22 protein-coding genes are annotated in these 22,206 nt (G+C 70.0%); all 22 read left to right on the forward strand.

The window, feature by feature from the left end:
• Position 1: 1 nt before the first annotated feature.
• On the forward strand, positions 2 to 1,060 hold the full coding sequence (gene thrC / locus ABD207_RS05465) for a threonine synthase (RefSeq protein ID WP_344010455.1): 1,059 nt from the start codon (positions 2 to 4) through the stop codon (positions 1,058 to 1,060).
• A gap of 324 nt (positions 1,061 to 1,384) precedes the next feature.
• Complete coding sequence (thrB, locus tag ABD207_RS05470; protein ID WP_167997671.1) at positions 1,385 to 2,302, forward strand: homoserine kinase; 918 nt, start codon at positions 1,385 to 1,387, stop codon at positions 2,300 to 2,302.
• A 412-nt stretch (positions 2,303 to 2,714) separates the two neighbouring features.
• The gene (gene rho / locus ABD207_RS05475; RefSeq protein ID WP_344010456.1) at positions 2,715 to 4,742 is read left to right on the forward strand and encodes a transcription termination factor Rho; all 2,028 of its coding nucleotides are present in this window, start codon (positions 2,715 to 2,717) and stop codon (positions 4,740 to 4,742) included.
• Positions 4,743 to 5,496: 754 nt separating this feature from the next.
• The gene (locus ABD207_RS05480) at positions 5,497 to 6,636 is read left to right on the forward strand and encodes an LCP family protein (protein WP_344010458.1); all 1,140 of its coding nucleotides are present in this window, start codon (positions 5,497 to 5,499) and stop codon (positions 6,634 to 6,636) included.
• 193 nt (positions 6,637 to 6,829) lie between these two features.
• On the forward strand, positions 6,830 to 7,051 hold the full coding sequence (gene rpmE, locus ABD207_RS05485; RefSeq protein ID WP_030740744.1) for a 50S ribosomal protein L31: 222 nt from the start codon (positions 6,830 to 6,832) through the stop codon (positions 7,049 to 7,051).
• A gap of 103 nt (positions 7,052 to 7,154) precedes the next feature.
• Positions 7,155 to 8,222, forward strand: coding sequence for a peptide chain release factor 1 (gene prfA, locus ABD207_RS05490; protein WP_344000751.1), 1,068 nt, complete (start codon positions 7,155 to 7,157; stop codon positions 8,220 to 8,222).
• A gap of 26 nt (positions 8,223 to 8,248) precedes the next feature.
• A complete protein-coding gene (gene prmC / locus ABD207_RS05495; RefSeq protein WP_344010460.1) occupies positions 8,249 to 9,094 on the forward strand; it encodes a peptide chain release factor N(5)-glutamine methyltransferase in 846 nt (281 codons plus the stop codon).
• Complete coding sequence (locus ABD207_RS05500) at positions 9,091 to 9,246, forward strand: hypothetical protein (protein WP_344010461.1); 156 nt, start codon at positions 9,091 to 9,093, stop codon at positions 9,244 to 9,246. The genes prmC and ABD207_RS05500 overlap by 4 nt, the downstream gene beginning before the upstream one ends.
• The gene (locus ABD207_RS05505) at positions 9,247 to 9,894 is read left to right on the forward strand and encodes an L-threonylcarbamoyladenylate synthase (RefSeq protein ID WP_344010462.1); all 648 of its coding nucleotides are present in this window, start codon (positions 9,247 to 9,249) and stop codon (positions 9,892 to 9,894) included.
• Complete coding sequence (locus ABD207_RS05510; protein WP_344000746.1) at positions 9,891 to 10,568, forward strand: arsenate reductase/protein-tyrosine-phosphatase family protein; 678 nt, start codon at positions 9,891 to 9,893, stop codon at positions 10,566 to 10,568. The genes ABD207_RS05505 and ABD207_RS05510 overlap by 4 nt, the downstream gene beginning before the upstream one ends.
• Before the next feature lie 123 nt (positions 10,569 to 10,691).
• Entirely contained in the window at positions 10,692 to 11,921 is a 1,230-nt protein-coding gene (locus tag ABD207_RS05515; protein WP_344010464.1) for a serine hydroxymethyltransferase, read from the forward strand.
• Positions 11,922 to 12,056: 135 nt separating this feature from the next.
• Positions 12,057 to 13,409, forward strand: coding sequence for an MraY family glycosyltransferase (locus ABD207_RS05520; protein WP_344010465.1), 1,353 nt, complete (start codon positions 12,057 to 12,059; stop codon positions 13,407 to 13,409).
• 377 nt (positions 13,410 to 13,786) lie between these two features.
• Positions 13,787 to 14,224: a Cg1360 family ATP-synthase-associated protein gene (locus tag ABD207_RS05525; protein ID WP_344010466.1), complete on the forward strand. Its 438-nt coding sequence runs from the start codon at positions 13,787 to 13,789 to the stop codon at positions 14,222 to 14,224.
• A gap of 225 nt (positions 14,225 to 14,449) precedes the next feature.
• A complete protein-coding gene (gene atpB, locus ABD207_RS05530) occupies positions 14,450 to 15,268 on the forward strand; it encodes a F0F1 ATP synthase subunit A (RefSeq protein ID WP_486388833.1) in 819 nt (272 codons plus the stop codon).
• A 78-nt stretch (positions 15,269 to 15,346) separates the two neighbouring features.
• Positions 15,347 to 15,580 carry an ATP synthase F0 subunit C gene (gene atpE, locus ABD207_RS05535; protein WP_013000660.1) on the forward strand — a complete coding sequence of 78 codons (234 nt, stop codon included), beginning with the start codon at positions 15,347 to 15,349 and terminating at the stop codon, positions 15,578 to 15,580.
• 41 nt (positions 15,581 to 15,621) lie between these two features.
• On the forward strand, positions 15,622 to 16,170 hold the full coding sequence (locus ABD207_RS05540; RefSeq protein WP_167997661.1) for a F0F1 ATP synthase subunit B: 549 nt from the start codon (positions 15,622 to 15,624) through the stop codon (positions 16,168 to 16,170).
• On the forward strand, positions 16,167 to 16,982 hold the full coding sequence (locus ABD207_RS05545; protein ID WP_344010467.1) for a F0F1 ATP synthase subunit delta: 816 nt from the start codon (positions 16,167 to 16,169) through the stop codon (positions 16,980 to 16,982). The genes ABD207_RS05540 and ABD207_RS05545 overlap by 4 nt, the downstream gene beginning before the upstream one ends.
• Before the next feature lie 138 nt (positions 16,983 to 17,120).
• Positions 17,121 to 18,728, forward strand: coding sequence for a F0F1 ATP synthase subunit alpha (gene atpA, locus ABD207_RS05550; RefSeq protein WP_344010468.1), 1,608 nt, complete (start codon positions 17,121 to 17,123; stop codon positions 18,726 to 18,728).
• A 21-nt stretch (positions 18,729 to 18,749) separates the two neighbouring features.
• Positions 18,750 to 19,667 carry a F0F1 ATP synthase subunit gamma gene (locus tag ABD207_RS05555; protein WP_344010469.1) on the forward strand — a complete coding sequence of 306 codons (918 nt, stop codon included), beginning with the start codon at positions 18,750 to 18,752 and terminating at the stop codon, positions 19,665 to 19,667.
• Positions 19,668 to 21,104 carry a F0F1 ATP synthase subunit beta gene (gene atpD / locus ABD207_RS05560; protein ID WP_344010470.1) on the forward strand — a complete coding sequence of 479 codons (1,437 nt, stop codon included), beginning with the start codon at positions 19,668 to 19,670 and terminating at the stop codon, positions 21,102 to 21,104.
• A gap of 131 nt (positions 21,105 to 21,235) precedes the next feature.
• Positions 21,236 to 21,613, forward strand: a complete 378-nt coding sequence (locus ABD207_RS05565) for a F0F1 ATP synthase subunit epsilon (protein ID WP_344010472.1) — start codon at positions 21,236 to 21,238, stop codon at positions 21,611 to 21,613.
• A gap of 128 nt (positions 21,614 to 21,741) precedes the next feature.
• Complete coding sequence (locus ABD207_RS05570; RefSeq protein ID WP_344010473.1) at positions 21,742 to 22,188, forward strand: DUF2550 domain-containing protein; 447 nt, start codon at positions 21,742 to 21,744, stop codon at positions 22,186 to 22,188.
• The last annotated feature ends 18 nt before the right edge of the window (positions 22,189 to 22,206 follow it).

The raw sequence follows: 22,206 nt of genomic DNA on the forward strand, positions 1-22,206 counted from the left end.
AATGACCCACCAGTGGCGCGGAATCATCGAGGAGTACCGGGACCGGCTGCCGGTATCCGACACCACGCCGGTCGTCACGCTCCGCGAGGGCGGCACGCCGCTCGTGCCCGCGCAGGTGCTCTCCGAGCGCACCGGCTGCGAGGTCCACCTCAAGGTCGAGGGCGCGAACCCGACCGGGTCCTTCAAGGACCGCGGCATGACCATGGCCATCTCCAAGGCCAAGGAGGAGGGCGCGAAGGCCGTCATCTGCGCCTCCACCGGCAACACCTCGGCGAGCGCCGCCGCGTACGCGGTGCGCGCCCAGATGGTGTCCGCGGTGCTGGTGCCGCAGGGCAAGATCGCCCTCGGCAAGATGGGCCAGGCCCTGGTGCACGGGGCGAAGATCCTCCAGGTCGACGGCAACTTCGACGACTGCCTCACGCTGGCCCGCGCGCTGAGCGAGAACTACCCCGTGGCGCTGGTCAATTCGGTCAATCCGGTGCGTATCGAGGGGCAGAAGACCGCCTCCTTCGAGATCGTGGACATGCTGGGCGACGCCCCCGACATCCACGTCCTGCCGGTGGGCAACGCGGGCAACATCACCGCCTACTGGAAGGGGTACCGCGAGTACGCCGCCGACGGCCCGGCCACCCGCACCCCGCGCATGTGGGGCTTCCAGGCCTCCGGTTCGGCGCCGATCGTGCGCGGCGAGATCGTCAAGGACCCCTCGACCATCGCCACCGCCATTCGCATCGGCAACCCCGCCTCCTGGCAGTACGCGCTCGCCGCGCGCGACGAGTCGGGCGGTCTGATCGACGAGGTGACGGACCGTGAGATCCTGCGGGCCTACCGGCTGTTGGCCGCGCAGGAGGGCGTCTTCGTGGAGCCCGCCTCCGCCGCCTCGGTCGCCGGTCTGCTGAAGGCCGCCGAGCAGGGCAAGGTCGACCCGGGCCAGCGCATCGTCTGCACCGTCACCGGCAACGGCCTGAAGGACCCCGACTGGGCCGTCGCCGGCGCCCCGCAGCCGGTCACCGTCCCGGTCGACGCCGCCACGGCGGCCGAGCGGCTCGGGCTGGTCTAGTACGGCTCCCCGCACGGCGGGGAACAAGCGTCGGCAGATCCGGCGTAAGACGGCGCTTACCTGGGGAAGTTCTCCTCAGAGGGTGCACAGGGGGCTTACGACACGCATCGTGCGCCTCCTGTGCGCCCTATGTCGCCACTGAACCTTCCTTCGATAGGCTGTACCGAACCCGCCCGCCGCATATGCCGCGGCACCGCGTCGTCTCCGCGTCGTCAGCAGGGATCCGAAACGCGGCCCCAGCGGGTCCGGGTACGTCATCGAATGTCCCTCGCATGCCATTCGACCGTCACGACAGTCACGCAGCTCAAGGAGAGTCATCGAGAGATGGCCGGTCCCGCGTTCCGCGCCGCCGCCGTCCGGGTGCGCGTCCCCGCCACCAGCGCCAACCTCGGCCCGGGCTTCGACGCCCTCGGCCTCGCGCTGGGCTTGTACGACGACGTGGTCGTCCGGGTGGCCGACTCCGGGCTGCACATCGACATCGCCGGTGAGGGCAGCGACACCCTCCCGCGCGACGAGAGCCATCTGCTCGTACGCTCCCTGCGCACCGCCTTCGACCTGCTCGGAGGCCAGCCGCGCGGCCTGGAGATCGTCTGCGCCAACCGCATCCCGCACGGCCGGGGCCTCGGCTCCTCCTCGGCCGCCATCTGCGCCGGGATCGTCGCCGCCCGCGCCGTCACCATAGGCGCCGAGGCACGGCTCGACGACACCGCGCTGCTCGAGCTCGCCACCGAGATCGAGGGCCACCCCGACAACGTCGCGGCCTGTCTGCTCGGCGGATTCACCCTGTCCTGGATGGACGGCGGCGCGGCCCGCGCCATCAGGATGGACCCGGCCGATTCCATCGTTCCGGTGGTTTTCGTCCCCGGAAAGCCGGTACTCACCGAAACCGCGCGCGGACTGCTGCCGCGCACCGTGCCGCACGTCGACGCGGCCGCCAACGCGGGCCGTGCGGCCCTGCTCGTCGAGGCCCTCACCCGGCGCCCCGAGCTGCTGCTGCCCGCCACCGAGGACCGCCTCCACCAGGAGTACCGCGCCCCCGCCATGCCGGAGAGCGCCGCCCTGGTCGAGCGACTGCGGGGGGACGGCATCCCCGCGGTGATCTCCGGCGCCGGACCCACGGTCATGGCGCTGGCCGACGCGGACACCGCCGACAAGGTCGAAGCACTGGCCGGCAGCGACTGGGCGGCCAACCGGCTCAGCCTGGACCTGCAGGGAGCGAGCGTGCTACCGCTCGCCACCTGACACGGTTGCCGGAATTCGAGAGGGGGAATGTTTGTTGGATCCGGTAGTGTTAACCTCAAGTCTGCACCCGACCCCACCATGGCGAGGTGCCTCGTGTCCCCGTCCGGGACAGACATTCTTCCGGGAGCCCCCCAAGCCGCACTGTGTTCTCTGCATCGTTCACTGCCTCCCCTGTGGGCATGACGCCGTACGCGGACACTGAACGGCCCGCCGGGCACGCTCCGGAACCGGTGCGACCACGCCACGTGACACTGGGTGCCACGGCTCGAGGTAGCGCCATCACCAGATATCTCTTCCGCCGCTTAGGCGGACCACCGCCCCGGCACGGTCCACACAGCAAGGACCGAAGCCGGACAGCACAACCGGTCGCCGAGCCAGACAGGCCGACGTCCGCTCCAGGGAAGGACCCTTCGTGAGCGACACCACCGATCTGATGGGCGCACGTGTCGACGAGACCGCTGCAGCGCCCGCCACGGACGCCTCCGCGCCTGCATCCGGTGCCGGCTCCCGGCGGCGGCGCGGTACCGGCCTCGAGGGCATGGTGCTGGCCGAGCTGCAGCAGGTCGCATCCGGCCTCGGCATCAGGGGCACCGCGCGCATGCGCAAGAGCCAGCTGATCGAGGTCATCAAGGAGGCGCAGGCCGCGGGCGGCGCCCCCGCGAAGACCGACGCGCCGGCCGAGACCAAGCCCAAGCGCCGCGCCACCTCCAAGGCCCGCACGGGTGAGACCGCCGAGAAGAAGGCGGACACCAAGGCCGAGGCCGCTTCCGCCGAACAGGCGGCGGCCCAGCAGCAGATCGAGATCCCGGGCCAGCCCTCCCCGAAGGCCTCCGCCGAGCAGTCCGCCGGCGCCGAGGCCCCGGCCGAGGCCCCCGCCGAGCGCCGCCGCGGCAGGGCCACCGCCGAGGCGGGCGCCCCGGCCGCCGCCGAGACGATCACGGCCGAGGCCAAGACCGAGCAGAAGGCCGAGACGCCCGCCCAGCAGCAGGGTCAGCAGCAAGGACAGCAGGGTCAGCAGGGCCAGCAGCCGGCCCAGGGCGACGCCAAGTCCGACGGCGAGGGCGGCGATGGCCGCCGCCGCGACCGCGACCGCAACCGCGGCCGGGACCGCGACCGCCGCAACAAGGGCGACGACCAGCAGGGCGGCCAGGGCCGTCAGCAGAGCCAGCAGGGCGGCGGCCGTCAGGACGACGGCTACGAGGAGGAGGGCGGCGGCCGGCGCGGCCGGCGCGGACGCTACCGCGACCGCCGTGGACGCCGTGGCCGCGACGACGCCGCCGAGCCGCAGATCTCCGAGGACGACGTCCTGATCCCCGTCGCGGGCATCCTGGACATCCTCGACAACTACGCCTTCATCCGGACCTCCGGCTATCTGCCCGGTCCGAACGACGTGTACGTCTCCCTCGCCCAGGTCCGCAAGAACGGCCTGCGCAAGGGCGACCACATCACCGGCGCCGTGCGCCAGCCCAAGGAAGGCGAGCGGCGCGAGAAGTTCAACGCGCTGGTCCGCCTGGACTCCGTCAACGGCATGGCCCCCGAACACGGCCGCGGCCGCCCGGAGTTCAACAAGCTCACCCCGCTGTACCCGCAGGACCGGCTCCGCCTGGAGACCGACCCGGGCGTGCTGACCACGCGGATCATCGACCTCGTGTCGCCGATCGGCAAGGGCCAGCGCGGTCTGATCGTGGCCCCGCCGAAGACCGGCAAGACCATGATCATGCAGGCGATCGCCAACGCGATCACGCACAACAACCCCGAGTGCCACCTGATGGTCGTCCTGGTCGACGAGCGTCCGGAAGAGGTCACCGACATGCAGCGGTCGGTCAAGGGCGAGGTCATCTCCTCGACCTTCGACCGCCCGGCCGAGGACCACACCACGGTCGCCGAGCTGGCCATCGAGCGCGCCAAGCGGCTGGTGGAGCTGGGCCACGACGTGGTCGTGCTGCTCGACTCCATCACCCGTCTGGGCCGTGCCTACAACCTGGCCGCGCCCGCCTCGGGCCGCATCCTCTCCGGTGGTGTGGACTCCACCGCCCTGTACCCGCCGAAGCGCTTCTTCGGTGCCGCGCGCAACATCGAGGACGGTGGCTCGCTCACCATCCTGGCGACGGCGCTCGTCGACACCGGGTCCCGCATGGACGAGGTGATCTTCGAGGAGTTCAAGGGCACCGGCAACATGGAGCTCAAGCTCGACCGGAAGCTCGCCGACAAGCGCATCTTCCCCGCGGTGGACGTCGACGCGTCCGGCACCCGCAAGGAGGAGATCCTGCTCGGTGCCGAGGAGCTGGGCATCGTCTGGAAGCTGCGCCGGGTGCTGCACGCGCTCGACCAGCAGCAGGCGATCGAGCTGCTGCTCGACAAGATGAAGCAGACCAAGTCGAACGTCGAGTTCCTGATGCAGATCCAGAAGAACACCCCGACCCCCGGCAACGGCGACTGACCACCCGGTCGACTGACCGTTCAGCAAGTGAGGGCCGCCCTTCCAGCGAGGGGCGGCCCTCTCGCTTGTCCGGGTGAGGCCTTCGCTGTACGCGCGAGGCGCCGGGGTCCGTGTGAGGTGCTGGTGTCCGCGGCGGGGTCTTCGCTGTCTCAGGGAGACCCCGGCGTCCGGGCTGGGGCCGACGTGGTACGTGCGCGGGACATCGAGGTTCGCGTGAGGCGCCCGGGCGTCTGTGGCCAGGCTTCGATGTCTGTGTGAGGTGCCCGGAGCCGGCGGTGAGATCGCCTGCCTGCGGGAGACCCCGGCGCCCGGGCCGGAGCCAGCGCTGTGCGCGCGACGCAGCGCGGGGTCTGCGTGAGGCTCCGGGTGTCTGCGGCGAGGCTTCACGCGCTCGCGCGTGAGGCGCCCGGCGTCCGTGGCGAGGCCTCGCTTGCCGCGGCGAGACTCTCGCGCGCCGTCCGACGCCTTCGTCGTCCGTGGCGAGACCTTCGCCACATGGCTCATTCGGGGCGGACGGATCGAGTCGCGCTGCGTGCGCCGCCGAAAGCGCAGGTGAGCGGGGGCCTCGCCGCTCGCAGGGCGCCTGCTGCGCGCTCGGCTGGGCTCCGGAGGGGCACAGAGCGACGTGCAACCCTGTGCCGGGTTTCCCCGTCTGACCCGAACAGCGCGACGATAGGTGCCGTACAGGTCCTGAACCGGCCAAGTCTGGCATCGAGCGCAGGGGGTATCCGACCGGACGAGAGCTGAGGAGCACATGTCTGCCGAGAGCACACCGGGCCCCGCCGCGGCGGGAGAGTCCGGCACGCAGGCCGCCCGCCACAGGGGGAGGGGGCGCCGCCGCAAGCCGCGCGGCAAGCGGCCCTCGGGCGTGAAGGTGATGGCCTGGACCGCCGCCGGCATCGTGGTGCTGGGCGGCACCGGCATCGGCTACGTCTACTTCAAGCTCAACGGCAACATCAACAGCGTCGACATCGACCAGGCGCTCGGCACCGACCGGCCCGAGAAGATCGACAACGGCTCGGAGAACATCCTGGTCCTCGGCTCCGACACCCGCTCCGGCAGCAACAAGGGGCTCGGCGGCGGCACGGACGACGGCACCGCCCGCTCCGACACCGCGATGATCGTGCACGTCTACGAGGGCCACAAGAAGGCCGGCGTCGTCTCCATCCCGCGCGACACCCTGATCGAGCGCCCCGAGTGCACCGACGCCGACGGCAACAAGTACCCCGGTGCGCGCAGCGCCATGTTCAACTCCGCCTACGCCACCGGCGGCGCCGCCTGCGCCGTGAAGACCGTCGAGAAGCTGACCGACCTGCGCATGGACCACTACCTGGAGGTCGACTTCGCCGGCTTCCAGAAGCTCATCGACGAGCTCGGCGGGGTCGAGGTCACCACCAGCAAGGACATCAAGGACCCCGAGAGCCACCTGAACCTGCCGGCCGGCACCCACCGGCTCGACGGCGAGCAGGCCCTCGGCCTGGTCCGCACCCGCCACGGCGTCGGCGACGGCTCCGACCTCGGCCGCATCCAGCTCCAGCAGGCCTTCATCAAGGCGCTGGTCGAGCAGGTCCGGGAGATCGGCCTGTTCACCAACCCGAAGAAGCTCTACGACCTCGCCGACACCGCCACCAGGACCGTCACCACCGACTCCGGCCTGGGCTCGGTCAACTCCCTGATGTCCTTCGCGAACGGCATGAAGGGCATCAGCTCCGGCACCATGCAGATGGTCACCATGCCGGTCGCCTACGACCCGGACAATCCCAACCGGGTCCTGCTGCAGAAGCAGAAGGCCGATCTGGTGTGGAAGGCCCTGAAGCGGGACAAGCCGATCCCCGGAAAGGCCACCGAGGAGTCGGCCACCGGTGAGGCGAAGGATGTGGTCAGCGCCCCGTGACGGGCCCCCGGCGCCCGCGCCGCCCGCGACGGACAGCCTGGGCAGCGGGGGCACGGACCCCGCGGAATAGATGGAGGCAGCCCCCGGTTTTGGGGGATGGGCCCAGTCCTGGCAGACTGGTACGTCGGCTCCGGTTCACGCCCCCGCATCCCGCGGCGGCGACCCGGCGCCCTCCCGAAACCTAGGAGACACCTTGAAGCGCGACATCCACCCCGCGTACGTCGAGACGCAGGTCAGCTGCACCTGCGGCGCGTCGTTCACCACCCGCAGCACCATCGAGTCCGGCACCATCCGGGCCGAGGTCTGCTCCGAGTGCCACCCGTTCTACACGGGCAAGCAGAAGATCCTCGACACCGGTGGCCGTGTGGCCCGCTTCGAGGCCCGCTTCGGCAAGGCCGCCGGCTCCAAGAAGTAGCGAGCCCCAATTCGCCGGTCCACGGTCGCGCCCCACGGGGGTGCGCCCGGGACCGGCGTTTTTGGTCGCCCGCCCTTCACCCCCGTCACCGCAGGAGCCCAAGATGTTCGAGGCCGTCGAGGAACTCGTCGCCGAGCACGCCGACCTGGAGAAGAAGCTCGCCGACCCGTCGGTCCACGCCGACCAGGCAGGCGCGCGCAGGCTGAACAAGCGCTACGCCGAACTCACCCCGATCGTCGCCACGTACCGCTCCTGGAAGCAGACGGGCGACGACATCGAGGCCGCACGCGAACTGGCCGCCGACGACCCGGACTTCGCCGCCGAGGTCAAGGAGCTGGAGCAGCAGCGCGAGGAGCTCACCGAGAAGCTGCGGCTGCTGCTGATCCCGCGCGACCCGAGCGACGACAAGGACGTCATCCTGGAGATCAAGGCGGGTGCGGGCGGCGACGAGTCCGCGCTGTTCGCCGGTGACCTGCTGCGCATGTACCTGCGCTACGCAGAGCGGGTCGGCTGGAAGACCGAGATCATCGACGCCACCGAGTCCGAGCTGGGCGGCTACAAGGACGTCCAGGTCGCCGTGAAGGCCCGCGGCCCGGTCGAGCCCGGCCAGGGCGTGTGGGCCCGGCTGAAGTACGAGGGCGGCGTGCACCGCGTGCAGCGCGTCCCGGCCACCGAGTCGCAGGGCCGCATCCACACCTCCGCCGCCGGTGTGCTGGTCACGCCCGAGGCGGAGGAGGTCGACGTGGAGATCAACCCCAACGATCTGCGCATCGACGTCTACCGCTCCTCCGGCCCCGGCGGCCAGTCCGTCAACACCACCGACTCCGCGGTGCGCATCACGCACATCCCGACCGGGGTCGTCGCCTCCTGCCAGAACGAGAAGAGCCAGCTGCAGAACAAGGAGCAGGCCCTGCGTATCCTGCGCTCCAGGCTGCTCGCCATGGCGCAGGAGGAGGCGGAGCGGGAGGCCGCCGACGCCCGCCGCAGCCAGGTCCGCACCGTCGACCGCTCCGAGAAGATCCGCACCTACAACTTCCCGGAGAACCGCATCTCGGACCACCGGATCGGCTTCAAGGCGTACAACCTGGACCAGGTGCTGGACGGCGACCTCGACGCGGTGATCCAGGCCTGCGTCGACGCCGACTCGGCCGCCAAGCTCGCGGCCGCGTAACTTACGTAGACAGCCCGGAGGACCACGTGAATCTGCTGCTCGCCGAGGTGGCCCAGGCCACCCAGCGGCTCGCCGACGCCGGCGTGCCCTCGCCGCGCACCGACGCGGAGGAACTCGCCGCGTTCGTGCACGGCGTCAAGCGCGGCGAGCTGCACAACGTGAAGGACTCCGACTTCGACGCCCGGTACTGGGAGGTCGTCGCCCGCCGGGAGGCCCGCGAACCGCTGCAGCACATCACCGGGCGCGCCTACTTCCGCTACCTGGAGCTGCAGGTCGGCCCCGGGGTGTTCGTGCCGCGGCCGGAGACCGAGTCGGTGGTCGGCTGGGCCATAGACGCGGTGCGCGCCATGGACGTCGTCGAGCCGTGCATCGTCGACCTGTGCACCGGCTCGGGCGCCATCGCGCTCGCGCTCGCCCAGGAGGTGCCGCGCTCGCGCGTCTACGCGGTGGAGCTGTCCGAGGAAGCGCTGGTGTGGGCCCGCAAGAACATGGAGGGGTCCCGGGTCGAGCTGCGTCAGGGCGACGCCCTGACGGCCTTCCCCGACCTCGACGGTCAGGTCGACCTGGTCATCTCCAACCCGCCGTACATCCCGCTGTCGGAGTGGGAGTACGTCGCCCCCGAGGCGCGCGACTACGACCCCGGCATGGCGCTGTTCTCCGGCGAGGACGGCCTGGACCTGATCCGCGGCCTGGAGCGCACCGCGCACCGGCTGCTGCGTCCCGGCGGGGTGGTCGTGGTGGAGCACGCCGACACCCAGGGCGGCCAGGTGCCGTGGATCTTCGCGGAGGACCGCGGCTGGACCGACGCGGCCGACCACCCGGACCTGAACAACCGCCCGCGGTTCGCCACCGCCCGCAAGGCGCTGCCGTGACCGCCCGGCCGACGCGGCAGACCCCGCAGACCCGGCAGACCCCGCAGACCCCGCAGACCCCGCAGACCCGGCAGGCCGGGTGGGCCGGCCGGACCGGCCGGGACCGGCTTACGTCTTTCCGCCAGCAGCACGTGTACGAGGAGGCCCGTTAGATGGCTCGGCGTTACGACACCAACGACGCAACCGACCGCGCGACCGGTCTGCGCGAGGCCGCCGCCGCCGTCCGCCGCGGCGAGCTCGTGGTGCTGCCCACGGACACCGTGTACGGCATCGGCGCGGACGCGTTCTCCTCGGACGCCGTGGCCGACCTGCTGGCCGCGAAGGGCCGGGGCCGCAACATGCCCACGCCCGTCCTGATCGGCTCCCCGAACACCCTGCACGGCCTGGTCACCGACTTCTCCGAGCTGGCCTGGGAGCTGGTCGACGCGTTCTGGCCGGGCGCCCTGACGCTGGTCGCCAAGCACCAGCCGTCGCTGCAGTGGGACCTCGGCGACTCGCGCGGCACGGTCGCGGTGCGGATGCCGCTGCACCCGGTCGCCATCGAGCTGCTGACCGAGGTCGGCCCCATGGCCGTCTCCTCCGCCAACCTCACCGGGCACCCGGCGCCGGAGAACTGCGACGCCGCGCAGGAGATGCTCGGCGACTCGGTCTCCGTCTACCTCGACGGCGGCCCGACCCCGGGCAACGTCCCCTCGTCCATCGTCGACGTCACCCGTTCCGTGCCGGTCCTGCTGCGCGAGGGAGCGCTCTCGCCGGAGGAGCTGCGCAAGGTGGTACCCGACCTCGAGGTGGCGAATTGACGGCCCCTGACGCGGGGCGTGGCATAGGCAACGGGGAGAGCAGCGCGGAGCAGACGACGACGTTCGGCTTCCCGCGCGACACCTTCCGCATCCTCCACGTCAGCACCGGCAACGTCTGCCGCTCGCCGATCACCGAGCGGCTGACCCGGCATTTCGTGCAGCAGCGGCTGGGCGTGCTGGGCGGCGGGCTGATCGTGGAGAGCGCGGGCACCTGGGGCCACGAGGGCGCGCCCATGGAGTCCCACGCGGAGACGGTGCTGGCCGAGTACGGGGCGGACGCCTCCGGCTTCAAGGGCCGCGAGCTGCTGGACGAGCACGTCATCCGGGCGGACCTGGTACTCACGGCCACCCGGGACCACCGGGCGCAGGTGATCTCGATGGGCCACTCGGCAGGCCTGCGCACCTTCACCCTGAAGGAGTTCACCCGCCTGGTGAACGCCATCGACCCGGCGACGCTGCCCCCGCTGGAGGACGGCCTGGTGATGCGCGCCCGCGCCCTGGTCCGCGCCGCGGCCGCGCTGCGCGGCTGGCTCCTGGCCCCCACCGCGGAGGCCGACGAGGTCCACGACCCGTACGGCGCCCCCCTGACCTTCTTCCGCTCCATCGGCGACGAGATACACCAGGCCCTGGACCCGGTCGTGACGGCGTTGACCGGGGTACCGGCGCACACCTAGCCGCCAGCCGGCCGCGGCGGCCTCACGGGCGTGCCGCAGGGGCCGTGGTGCAACAACTCGGGCGCGGGCGTACTGCCGGGCCTACATTGGTCCTACGTCAGCGTCGACGCCCGGGAGTTCGTCATGACGGTCACCCATGCCCTCGAGGGCGATGTGCTGCGGCGGCAGGATCCCGAGCTTGCCGACCTGCTGCTGGGGGAGCGCGAGCGGCAGGCGAGCACGCTGCAGCTGATCGCCGCCGAGAACTTCACCTCGCCGGCCGTGCTGGCCGCCCTCGGGTCGCCGCTGGCCAACAAGTACGCCGAGGGGTACCCCGGCGCCCGGCACCACGGGGGCTGCGAGATCGTCGACGTCGCCGAGCGGCTGGCCGTCGAGCGGGCCAAGGCGCTGTTCGGGGCCGAGCACGCCAATGTGCAGGCGCACTCGGGTTCGTCGGCGGTGCTGGCCGCCTATGCGGCGCTGCTGCGCCCCGGGGACACCGTGCTCGCCCTCGGCCTGCCCCACGGCGGCCACCTCACGCACGGCTCGCCCGCGAACTTCTCGGGGCGCTGGTTCGACTTCGTCGGCTACGGCGTCGACGCCGAATCCGGGCTCATCGACCACGACCAGGTGCGCACCCTGGCCCGCACCCGCCGCCCCAAGGCCATCGTCTGCGGCTCCATCTCCTACCCCCGGCACATCGACTACGCCTTCTTCCGCGAGGTGGCCGACGAGGTGGGCGCCTATCTCATCGCCGACGCCGCGCACCCCATCGGGCTGGTCGCCGGGGGAGCGGCGCCCAGCCCCGTGCCGTACGCGGACATCGTGTGCGCGACCACGCACAAGGTGCTCCGAGGCCCGCGCGGCGGCATGATCCTGTGCGGCGGCGAGCTGGCCGAGCGGGTCGACCGGGCCGTGTTCCCCTTCACCCAGGGCGGCGCCCAGATGCACACCATCGCCGCCAAGGCCGTGGCCTTCGGCGAGGCGGCGACCCCGGCCTTCGCCGCGTACACACACCAGGTGGTCGCCAACGCCAAGGCGCTGGCCGCCGCACTGGCCGCCGAGGGCTTGGTCGTCACCACCGGCGGCACGGACACCCACCTGATCACCGCCGACCCGGCCCCGCTCGGCGTCGACGGCCGCACCGCCCGCGGGCGGCTGGCGGCGGCAGGACTGGTCATGGACAGCTGTGCCCTGCCTCACGCCGATCTGCGCGGACTGCGCCTCGGCACGGCCGCGGTCACCACCCAGGGCATGGGGGAGGCGGAGATGATCCGGATCTCGGCGTTCATCGGCCGGGCCCTGCGGGACGAGGCCAGCGCGCCCAGGGTGCGGGAGCAGGTGCGGGACCTGGCCGTCGCCTTCCCGCCATGACCGTACGGCGGGGCGCAGACGTGACTGTACGGGGGATGTAACGGTCTGTCTCCGGCCTCAGGGCGGGCCGGACCCGTGGACAGCCGCGAGGGCTAAGGTGTGGTGCTGACACACCAGTGACTCCTAGGAAAGCCCGTGCGTGAATACCTCCTGACGCTCTGCATCACGGCCGCGGTGACGTACCTGCTGACCGGCCCGGTACGCAAGTTCGCGATCGTGGCCGGGGCGATGCCGGAGATCCGCGCGCGTGACGTGCACCGGGAGCCCACCCCGCGGCTCGGCGGGATCGCGATGTTCTTCGGGCTGTGTGCGGGCCTGCTGGTGGCCAGTCACCTGACGAACCTGAACCAGGTGTTCGAGGACTCCAACGAGGCCCGCGCCCTGCTGTCGGGGGCGGCGCTGATCTGGCTGCTCGGCGTCCTGGACGACAAGTTCGAGATCGACGCCCTGATCAAGCTGGGCGCCCAGGTGATCGCCGCCGGCGTCATGATCCTGCAGGGCCTGACGATCCTGTGGCTGCCCATCCCCGGCGTCGGCACGGTCGCCGTCACCCCGTGGCAGGGCAATCTGCTCACGGTGGCGCTGGTGGTCATCACCATCAACGCGGTGAACTTCGTCGACGGACTCGACGGTCTCGCCGCGGGCATGGTGTGCATCGCGGCCACCGCGTTCTTCCTCTACAGCTACCGGATCTGGTACGGCTACGGCGCCGAGGCCGCCGCCCCCGCCACCCTGTTCTCCGCGCTGCTGATCGGCATGTGCCTCGGCTTCCTGCCGCACAATCTGCACCCGGCCCGGATCTTCATGGGGGACTCCGGCTCGATGCTGATCGGCCTCGTCCTGGCGGCGAGCGCGGTGTCGGTCACCGGTCAGCTGGACGTCGAGGCGCTCAACGTCGACCTGGGCGGCACGCGTGAGGCGACCCACGCCATGGTGCCCGTCTTCATCCCGCTGATCATGCCGCTGACGATCATCGCCCTGCCCATGGCGGACCTGATCCTGGCGATCGTGCGGCGCACCTGGCGCGGCCAGTCGCCGTTCGCGGCGGACCGGGGCCATCTGCACCACCGGCTGCTGGAGATCGGCCACTCGCACAGCCGGGCGGTGCTGATCATGTACTTCTGGTCGGCGCTGATCGCCTTCGGCGCGCTGGCCTATTCGGTCAACTCGGCGTCCATGTGGATCGTCCTGGGGGTGGTGTTCCTCAGCGCGATCGGGCTGGTTCTGCTCCTGCTGCCCCGCTTCACCCCGCGCATCCCGCGCTGGATGGAGGCCTTCGTCCCGCCCCGCTACCGCCGGGCCCGCCGCAGCGCCGCCCGCGCCTCCCGGCAGGCACCTGCCGCGGCGGAGGCCGGGCCGGCCGATGCGGCGGAGCAGCCGGGCACCCGCACACCGGTCGCCGCCGGCGTCTCCGGCGTCAACGGCGCCACCGCCGTCGGACCCCGCGCACGCTTGGCCGACCGCCGCAGGGCGAGCAGCTCGCGCTAGGGGCGCCGATCACGCCCGACCAGGGGTGAGGCACCGTCACATGGGGCGGATCTCGGTCAAGGTAAGAATCCGCCTAGAGCATTGCCAACTCGTGGGGGTGTGATGGGTCCGCTTTGGGGGTGCGAATCCCCCCATATCAGACAACTCGCCCCGCTTCTCGCTCACGCGCGCGTGTTCATCCTCATGTGTGAGAGTGGGCACACCTTTCGGGTAAAGACTGCATCAAATAGTTTGTGATACCGTTCACGAGAACCCCGCGGAGAGCCGAAGGGCCGTAGTGCGACGGTCCGATGGTGTGAGAACTTCACACTCGGCCCAGGGGTTTACGCTCGTCCATGACGACACCCCTGCCCCCTGTGAAAAGCGGAGTTGCCGCCATGCTGTCCAACGACGTCCGGAATCTGGCCCAGGCCGCCGTGCCCACGGCCGCCGCCGGCGCTGTCGGCGTCGTTGTCAGCACGGTGGTGGCCGGAGGCAAGGGGGCGATCGGAGCGCTCGTCGCGACCGTGGTGGTCATCCTCTTCATGGGAATCGGCCTCTACGTCCTGCAGCGCACCGCCAGAACGCTTCCGCACCTGTTCCAGATGATGGGCCTGATGCTCTACGCGGCGCAGATCCTGCTGCTCTTCATCTTCCTTTCGGCGTTCAAGGACACCACGCTGTTCAACGCCAAGGCCTTTGCGTTCACGCTGGTCGGCGGCACTCTGGTGTGGATCGCCGCACAGACGCGCGCCCATATGAAAGCCAAGATCCTCTACGTCGAGCCCGAGTCGACGACGGGCGGGAAGCCCGACAAGCCGGGGCACTCGTCGTGAGAGGTAGGGCCGGGATAAAGACGCGTGAGAGATCCTGCTATCGTCCGGTGCCAACTGCGGCATCGCGGGCGCGGGCATCCGAGCTGACGCCTGCTACATCGCGAGGCTTGTTGCCCCCCAGCCGCCCCCACATCCGTAACACCTGTCCGGTGCCGATCCGCGGCTGCACGCCGCGCCGACACAACGAGGTTGCCGTACCTATGCGTCACGCCGAAGGAGCCCGCGGTGAGTGCTGACCAGACCCAGCTCGCCTTTGACTGGAGCTGTCGGATCATGTCCGACAACGGGTGTGGCTTTCCGGCTCCGGGCCTGCACTCGTTCCTCTTCAAGCCGATCGCCACTGTCGGTGGGATCGAGTTCAACAAGGTGATGCTGCTCGCCCTCATCACCAGCCTCGTCGTCGTGAGCTTCTTCTACGCGGCGTTCGGCAAGGCGAAGGTGGTGCCGGGCAAGCTGCAGATGATCGGTGAGGCCGGATACGACTTCGTCCGACGCGGCATCGTCTACGAGACGCTCGGCAAGAAGGAGGGCGAGAAGTACGTCCCCTTCATGGTCTCGCTGTTCTTCTTCATCTGGGTCATGAACATCTGGTCCGTGATCCCGCTGGCCCAGTTCCCGGTGTCGTCGATCATCGCCTACCCGATGGTGCTCGCGGCGATCGTCTGGCTGGTCTGGGTGGGGCTGACCTTCAAGCGGCACGGCTTCGTCGGCTTCTTCAAGAACGTGACCGGCTACGACAAGTCGCTGGGCGCGGTGCTGCCGCTGGTCATGGTCATCGAGTTCTTCTCGAACCTCCTGGTCCGGCCGTTCACCCACGCCGTGCGACTGTTCGCCAACATGTTCGCCGGCCACCTCATGCTGGTGATGTTCACGGTCGCCTCCTGGTACCTGCTGAACAGCTGGATGATCCCGGCGGCCGGCGTCTCCTTCGTCATGACCGTGGTCATGATCATGTTCGAACTTTTCGTTCAGGCCGTTCAGGCGTACGTCTTCGTGCTGCTGGCCTGCTCGTACATCCAGGGCGCGCTCGCCGAGCACCACTGAGCCCTCCCGCACCACAAGCCCCCAAGAACGTCCGGTGGCCAACCCCCGCCGGTCCGAGAAAGAGAAGGAAGAATCAGCATGGCTGCCATGGAGACCCTCGCCGCCCTCGAAGGCAACATCGGTTCCGTCGGCTACGGCCTCGCCGCCATCGGCCCGGGTGTCGGCGTCGGCATCATCTTCGGTAACGGCACCCAGGCGCTCGCCCGCCAGCCCGAGGCCGCCGGCCTGATCCGTGCCAACCAGATCCTCGGCTTCGCCTTCTGTGAGGCGCTCGCCCTCATCGGCATCGTCATGCCGTTCGTCTACAACTGACGAACGCCGACGAGCCAAACCTTTCGACGAAAGGCACTGATGTGATCGCCAACCTGGTACAGCTGGCGGCCGAGGAGAAGCAGAACCCGCTCATTCCTCCGGGCCCCGAGCTGCTCGTCGGCACCATCGCCTTCGCCATCGTGTTCTTCTTCTTCTGGAAGAAGCTGCTCCCGAACATCAACAAGGTTCTGGAGGAGCGCCGGGCGGCGATCGAAGGCGGTATCGAAGAGGCCGAGGCCATGAAGGTCGAGGCCCAGAGCGTCCTTGAGCAGTACAAGGCACAGCTCGCCGAGGCCCGGCACGAGGCCGCGCGTCTGCGCCAGGAGGCGCAGGAGCAGGGTGCCGCGCTCATCGCCGAGATGCGTGCGGAGGGCCAGCGGCAGCGCGAGGAGATCATCGCCGCCGGTCACGCCCAGATCGAGGCCGACCGCAAGGCCGCCGCGTCCGCGCTGCGTCAGGACGTCGGCAAGCTCGCCACCGAACTGGCCGGCAAGCTCGTCGGCGAGTCCCTCGAGGACCACGCCCGGCAGAGCCGCGTGATCGACCGCTTCCTGGACGAACTCGACCAGAAGGCTGAGGCCGCACGATGAACGGAGCGAGCCGCGAGGCCCTGGCAGCCGCCCGTGAGCGTCTCGACGCGCTGACGGACAGCACGACCGTCGACGCTGCGAAGCTCGCCGACGAGCTGGCCGCCGTCACCGCGCTGCTCGACCGCGAGGTGTCGCTGCGTCGGGTCCTCACCGACCCGGCGCAGGACGGAGAGGCCAAGGCGGAGCTGGCCCAGCGCCTGCTCGGCTCGCAGGTCAGCGGCGAGGCCGTGGACCTGGTGGCCGGCATGGTGCGTTCCCGCTGGTCGCAGTCCCGCGACCTGGTGGACGCACTGGAGCAGCTGGCCGATCTCGCCGACCTCGCCGCCGCCCAGCGGGCGGGCACGCTCGACAGCGTCGAGGACGAGCTGTTCCGGTTCGGCCGGATCGTCTCCGGCAGCACCGAGCTGCGCGCCGCGCTGACCGACCGCAAGGCCACCGCGTCCGCCAAGACCGAGCTGGTGCACAGCCTGCTCGGGGGCAGGGCGAACGAGGTCACCGTGCGTCTGGTGACGCGTCTCGTGACCGCCCCGCGGGGACGTAGCCTGGAGTCGGGACTGGAGTCCCTGTCCAAGCTCGCCGCCGACCGCCGCAACCGCATGGTGGCCGTGGTCACCTCCGCGGTGCCGCTGAGCGAGACGCAGAAGCAGCGCCTGGGCGCCGCCCTGGCGAAGCTCTACGGCCGCCAGATGCACCTCAACCTCGACGTGGACCCCTCGGTCATCGGCGGGATCCGGGTGCAGATCGGCGACGAGGTCATCAACGGCTCCATCGCGGACCGGCTGGAAGACGCGAGCCGCCGGCTGGCCGGCTAGCAGCAATTTCATAGCAACGAACGCAGTACGTACCTACGGCCCTGGTTGGGCCGTGCAGAGGATTCACCTCCTGTTGGGGGGAGTCCCCATCCCCCCAAAGTGAAACTTCGGGCCCAACAAGGAGAGCAGGGAACTCAGATGGCGGAGCTCACGATCCGGCCGGAGGAGATCCGGGACGCGCTGGAGAACTTCGTCCAGTCGTACAAGCCGGACGCGGCCTCGCGCGAGGAGGTCGGTACGGTCACCCTGGCCGGCGACGGCATCGCGAAGGTCGAGGGCCTGCCCTCGGCCATGGCCAACGAGCTGCTGAAGTTCGAGGACGGCACCCTCGGCCTCGCCCTCAACCTCGAGGAGCGCGAGATCGGTGCGATCGTCCTCGGTGAGTTCAGCGGCATCGAGGAGGGCCAGTCGGTCACCCGTACCGGCGAGGTTCTGTCCGTCCCGGTCGGCGAGGGCTACCTCGGCCGAGTGGTCGACCCGCTCGGCAACCCGATCGACGGCCTCGGCGAGGTCGAGACCGAGGGCCGCCGCGCCCTCGAGCTGCAGGCCCCCACGGTCATGCAGCGCAAGTCGGTGCACGAGCCGATGGAGACCGGCTACAAGGCCGTCGACGCCATGACCCCGATCGGCCGTGGTCAGCGCCAGCTGATCATCGGTGACCGCCAGACCGGCAAGACCGCGCTGGCCGTCGACACGATCATCAACCAGCGCGACAACTGGCGCTCCGGCGACCCGAAGAAGCAGGTCCGCTGCATCTACGTCGCCATCGGCCAGAAGGGCTCCACCATCGCGTCGGTCCGCCGCGCGCTGGAGGAGAACGGCGCCCTGGAGTACACGACCATCGTCGCCGCCCCGGCGTCCGACCCGGCCGGCTTCAAGTACCTGGCGCCCTACACCGGTTCCGCCATCGGCCAGCACTGGATGTACCAGGGCAAGCACGTCCTGATCGTCTTCGACGACCTGTCGAAGCAGGCCGACGCCTACCGTGCCGTGTCGCTGCTGCTGCGCCGTCCGCCGGGCCGCGAGGCCTACCCGGGCGACGTCTTCTACCTGCACTCCCGCCTGCTGGAGCGCTGCGCCAAGCTCTCCGACGACATGGGTGCCGGCTCGATGACCGGTCTGCCGATCGTCGAGACCAAGGCCAACGACGTCTCGGCGTTCATCCCGACCAACGTCATCTCCATCACCGACGGCCAGTGCTTCCTGGAGTCGGACCTGTTCAACGCCGGTCAGCGTCCCGCGCTGAACGTCGGTATCTCCGTCTCCCGAGTCGGTGGTTCCGCCCAGCACAAGGCGATGAAGCAGGTCTCCGGCCGTCTGCGTGTGGACCTCGCCCAGTTCCGTGAGCTGGAGGCCTTCGCCGCCTTCGGTTCCGACCTGGACGCGGCCTCCAAGGCCCAGCTGGAGCGCGGTCAGCGCATGGTCGAGCTGCTCAAGCAGGACCAGTACCAGCCGATGGCCACCGAGGACCAGGTCGTCTCCGTCTGGGCCGGCACCACCGGCAAGATGGACGACGTGCCGGTCGCCGACATCCGGCGCTTCGAGAAGGAGATGCTGGAGTACCTGCACCGCAAGGAGCAGGGCCTGATGACCTCCATCAAGGAGGGCGGCAAGATGTCGGACGACACCCTGCAGGCCGTTGCCGACGCCATCGCCGAGTTCAAGAAGCAGTTCGAGACGAGCGACGGCAAGCTGCTCGGTGAGGACGCTCCCGCCGCCCCGAAGGCGACCAGCGCCTCCAAGTGACGTAAGGAAGGGACCTGACTCATGGGAGCCCAGCTCCGGGTCTACAAGCGTCGCATCCGATCCGTCACCGCGACCAAGAAGATCACGAAGGCGATGGAGATGATCGCCGCCTCGCGCGTCGTCAAGGCGCAGCGCAAGGTGGCGGCCTCCACGCCGTACGCGCGGGAGCTCACCCGCGCGGTCACGGCGGTCGGTACCGGTTCGAACACCAAGCACCCGCTGACCACGGAGGCGGAGAACCCGACCCGTGCCGCGGTCCTGCTCCTCACGAGCGACCGCGGCCTGGCCGGCGCCTTCAACGCCAACGCCATCAAGGCGGCGGAGCAGCTGACCGAGCGCCTGGAGCGCGAGGGCAAGCAGGTCGACACGTACATCGTCGGCCGGCGCGGTGTCGCCCACTACAACTTCCGTGAGCGCCAGATCGCGGAGTCGTTCACGGGCTTCACCGACGACCCCTCGTACGCGGACGCCAAGAAGGTCGCGGCTCCGCTGATCGAGGCCATCGAGAAGAGCACGGCGGACGGCGGCGTGGACGAACTCCACATCGTCTACACCGAGTTCGTCTCGATGATGACGCAGACGGCGGTCGACTCCCGGATGCTTCCGCTGCGCCTCGACGAGGCCGCCGCGGAGGCCGCTCCGAAGGGCGAGATCCTGCCGCTGTACGACTTCGAGCCCTCGGCGGAGGACGTCCTCGACGCCCTGCTGCCGCGCTATGTGGAGAGCCGTGTGTACAACGCACTGCTCCAGTCGGCCGCTTCGAAGCACGCCGCCACGCGGCGCGCGATGAAGTCGGCCACCGACAACGCGGGCGAGCTCATCGAGACTCTCACCCGGCTTGCCAACCAGGCCCGCCAGGCCGAAATCACCCAGGAAATCAGCGAGATCGTCGGTGGCGCCAGTGCCCTGGCCGACGCGACCGCGGGGAGTGACCGATAAATGACCACCACTGTTGAGACCGCGACGGCTACGGGCCGCGTCGCCCGGGTCATCGGCCCGGTCGTCGACGTGGAGTTCCCCGTCGACGCGATGCCGGACATCTACCAGGCCCTCCACGTCGAGGTGTCCGACCCGGCCAAGGCCGGCGAGAAGAAGACGCTGACCCTGGAGGTCGCCCAGCACCTGGGTGACGGCCTGGTCCGCGCCATCTCCATGCAGCCCACCGACGGTCTGGTCCGCCAGGCCCCGGTGGTCGACACCGGCGCCCCGATCACCGTGCCGGTCGGCGACTTCACCAAGGGCAAGGTGTTCAACACCCTCGGTGAGGTGCTGAACACCGACGCCGACTACGACGGCGAGCGCTGGCCGATCCACCGCAAGGCGCCGAACTTCGACGAGCTCGAGTCGAAGACCGAGATGTTCGAGACCGGCGTCAAGGTCATCGACCTGCTGACCCCGTACGTCAAGGGCGGCAAGATCGGTCTGTTCGGCGGCGCCGGCGTCGGCAAGACGGTGCTCATCCAGGAGATGATCTACCGCGTCGCCAACAACCACGACGGTGTGTCCGTGTTCGCCGGTGTCGGTGAGCGCACCCGTGAGGGCAACGACCTCATCCAGGAGATGACCGAGTCCGGCGTCATCGACAAGACCGCGCTGGTCTTCGGTCAGATGGACGAGCCGCCGGGCACCCGTCTGCGCGTGGCCCTGGCCGGTCTGACCATGGCGGAGTACTTCCGCGATGTGCAGAAGCAGGACGTGCTGTTCTTCATCGACAACATCTTCCGCTTCACCCAGGCCGGTTCCGAGGTGTCGACCCTGCTCGGCCGCATGCCCTCCGCGGTGGGCTACCAGCCGAACCTGGCCGACGAGATGGGTGCTCTGCAGGAGCGCATCACCTCGACCCGCGGTCACTCGATCACCTCGATGCAGGCGATCTACGTCCCCGCGGACGACCTGACCGACCCGGCCCCGGCCACCACCTTCGCCCACCTCGACGCGACGACGGTTCTCTCCCGTCCGATCTCCGAGAAGGGCATCTACCCGGCCGTGGACCCGCTGGACTCCACGTCCCGGATCCTGGACCCGCGCTACATCTCGCAGGAGCACTACGACTGCGCCATGCGCGTCAAGAACATCCTGCAGAAGTACAAGGACCTCCAGGACATCATCGCGATCCTCGGTATCGACGAGCTGGGCGAGGAGGACAAGCTCGTCGTCCACCGTGCCCGTCGCGTGGAGCGCTTCCTGTCCCAGAACACCCACGTCGCCAAGCAGTTCACCGGCGTGGACGGTTCGGACGTGCCGCTGGACGAGTCGATCGCCGCGTTCAACGCGATCTGTGACGGTGAGTACGACCACTTCCCGGAGCAGGCGTTCTTCATGTGCGGTGGCATCGAGGACCTGAAGAAGAACGCGAAGGAGCTGGGCGTCTCCTGAGCACCGAGCTCACCGTGAACCTGTGAGGTTCACACCCGAGGGGGCGGGCGCGTCCCGCCCCCTCGGTCACGCCCCTTAGACTTGTAACCAACACCCGGCAGTCCCGCCGGGTGGTGACCCGAGGAGCCACCTTGGCTGCTGAGCTGCACGTCGCGCTGGTCGCGGCCGACCGAGAGGTCTGGTCCGGCGAGGCCACCCTGGTCGTCGCGCGCACCACGTCCGGCGACATCGGCGTCATGCCCGGTCACCAGCCGCTGCTCGGTGTGCTGGAGCCGGGCCCGGTGACCATCCGTACGAGTGACGGTGGGACGGTCGTCGCCGCGGTGCACGGCGGTTTCATCTCGTTCGCGGACAACAAGCTGTCGCTGCTGGCCGAGATCGCCGAGCTGGCGGAAGAGATCGACGTCCAGCGCGCGGAGCAGGAGCTGGCCCGTGCGAAGGCGGAGGACGACGCGGAGGCCGAGCGCCGCGCGGCCGCCCGACTGCGCGCGGCTTCGGCGGCGCGCTGACACCGCGAGGTGTCATGACGTAACTCAGCCGCGGTCGGCACCGGAGTGATCCGGAGCCGGCCGCGGCTGAGGCAGATATGGATGATTTTTACGTTCCGTAACCTAGGCAGACGAGGAGGTCGGTGTCGATGATCCTCGCTCTGACTGTGTGCGGAATCGTCGTGGCCCTCGTGGTGGTGGGCCTCTTCGTCTTCGGGCTGCGCCGCCGGCTCATCCAGCGTTCGGGCGGCACCTTCGACTGCAGCCTGCGCTGGAACGCCCCCGAGGCGGGCGACGGCACCGGCAAGGGCTGGGCCTATGGGGTGGCTCGCTACAACGGCGACCGGATCGAGTGGTTCCGGGTCTTCTCCTACGCCCCCCGCCCGCGCCGCATCCTGGAGCGCTCCGCGATCGAGGTGGCCGGCCGCCGGCTCCCGGAGGGCGAGGAGGAGCTGGCGCTGCTGTCGGACGCGGTGATCCTCGCCTGTCTGCATCGCGGCACCCGGCTCGAACTGGCGATGAGCGAAGACGCGCTGACCGGATTCCTCGCGTGGCTGGAAGCAGCCCCGCCCGGCCAGCGCGTCAACGTTGCTTAGGGCCTATAGCCCTTTGGG

Source organism: Streptomyces thermospinosisporus, assembly GCF_039526425.1.
Lineage (GTDB): Bacteria > Actinomycetota > Actinomycetes > Streptomycetales > Streptomycetaceae > Streptomyces > Streptomyces thermocarboxydovorans.

Bases quoted from the DNA above. Each gene is read 5' to 3' on its own strand.
- thrC (WP_344010455.1), top strand. From the start codon at position 2: ATGACCCACCAGTGGCGCGGAATCATCGAGGAGTACCGGGACCGGCTG.
- thrB (WP_167997671.1), top strand. From the start codon at position 1,385: ATGGCCGGTCCCGCGTTCCGCGCCGCCGCCGTCCGGGTGCGCGTCCCC.
- ABD207_RS05480 (WP_344010458.1), top strand. From the start codon at position 5,497: ATGTCTGCCGAGAGCACACCGGGCCCCGCCGCGGCGGGAGAGTCCGGC.
- prfA (WP_344000751.1), top strand. From the start codon at position 7,155: ATGTTCGAGGCCGTCGAGGAACTCGTCGCCGAGCACGCCGACCTGGAG.
- ABD207_RS05505 (WP_344010462.1), top strand. From the start codon at position 9,247: ATGGCTCGGCGTTACGACACCAACGACGCAACCGACCGCGCGACCGGT.
- ABD207_RS05515 (WP_344010464.1), top strand. From the start codon at position 10,692: ATGACGGTCACCCATGCCCTCGAGGGCGATGTGCTGCGGCGGCAGGAT.
- ABD207_RS05525 (WP_344010466.1), top strand. From the start codon at position 13,787: ATGCTGTCCAACGACGTCCGGAATCTGGCCCAGGCCGCCGTGCCCACG.
- atpE (WP_013000660.1), top strand. From the start codon at position 15,347: ATGGCTGCCATGGAGACCCTCGCCGCCCTCGAAGGCAACATCGGTTCC.
- ABD207_RS05545 (WP_344010467.1), top strand. From the start codon at position 16,167: ATGAACGGAGCGAGCCGCGAGGCCCTGGCAGCCGCCCGTGAGCGTCTC.
- atpA (WP_344010468.1), top strand. From the start codon at position 17,121: ATGGCGGAGCTCACGATCCGGCCGGAGGAGATCCGGGACGCGCTGGAG.
- ABD207_RS05555 (WP_344010469.1), top strand. From the start codon at position 18,750: ATGGGAGCCCAGCTCCGGGTCTACAAGCGTCGCATCCGATCCGTCACC.
- atpD (WP_344010470.1), top strand. From the start codon at position 19,668: ATGACCACCACTGTTGAGACCGCGACGGCTACGGGCCGCGTCGCCCGG.
- ABD207_RS05570 (WP_344010473.1), top strand. From the start codon at position 21,742: ATGATCCTCGCTCTGACTGTGTGCGGAATCGTCGTGGCCCTCGTGGTG.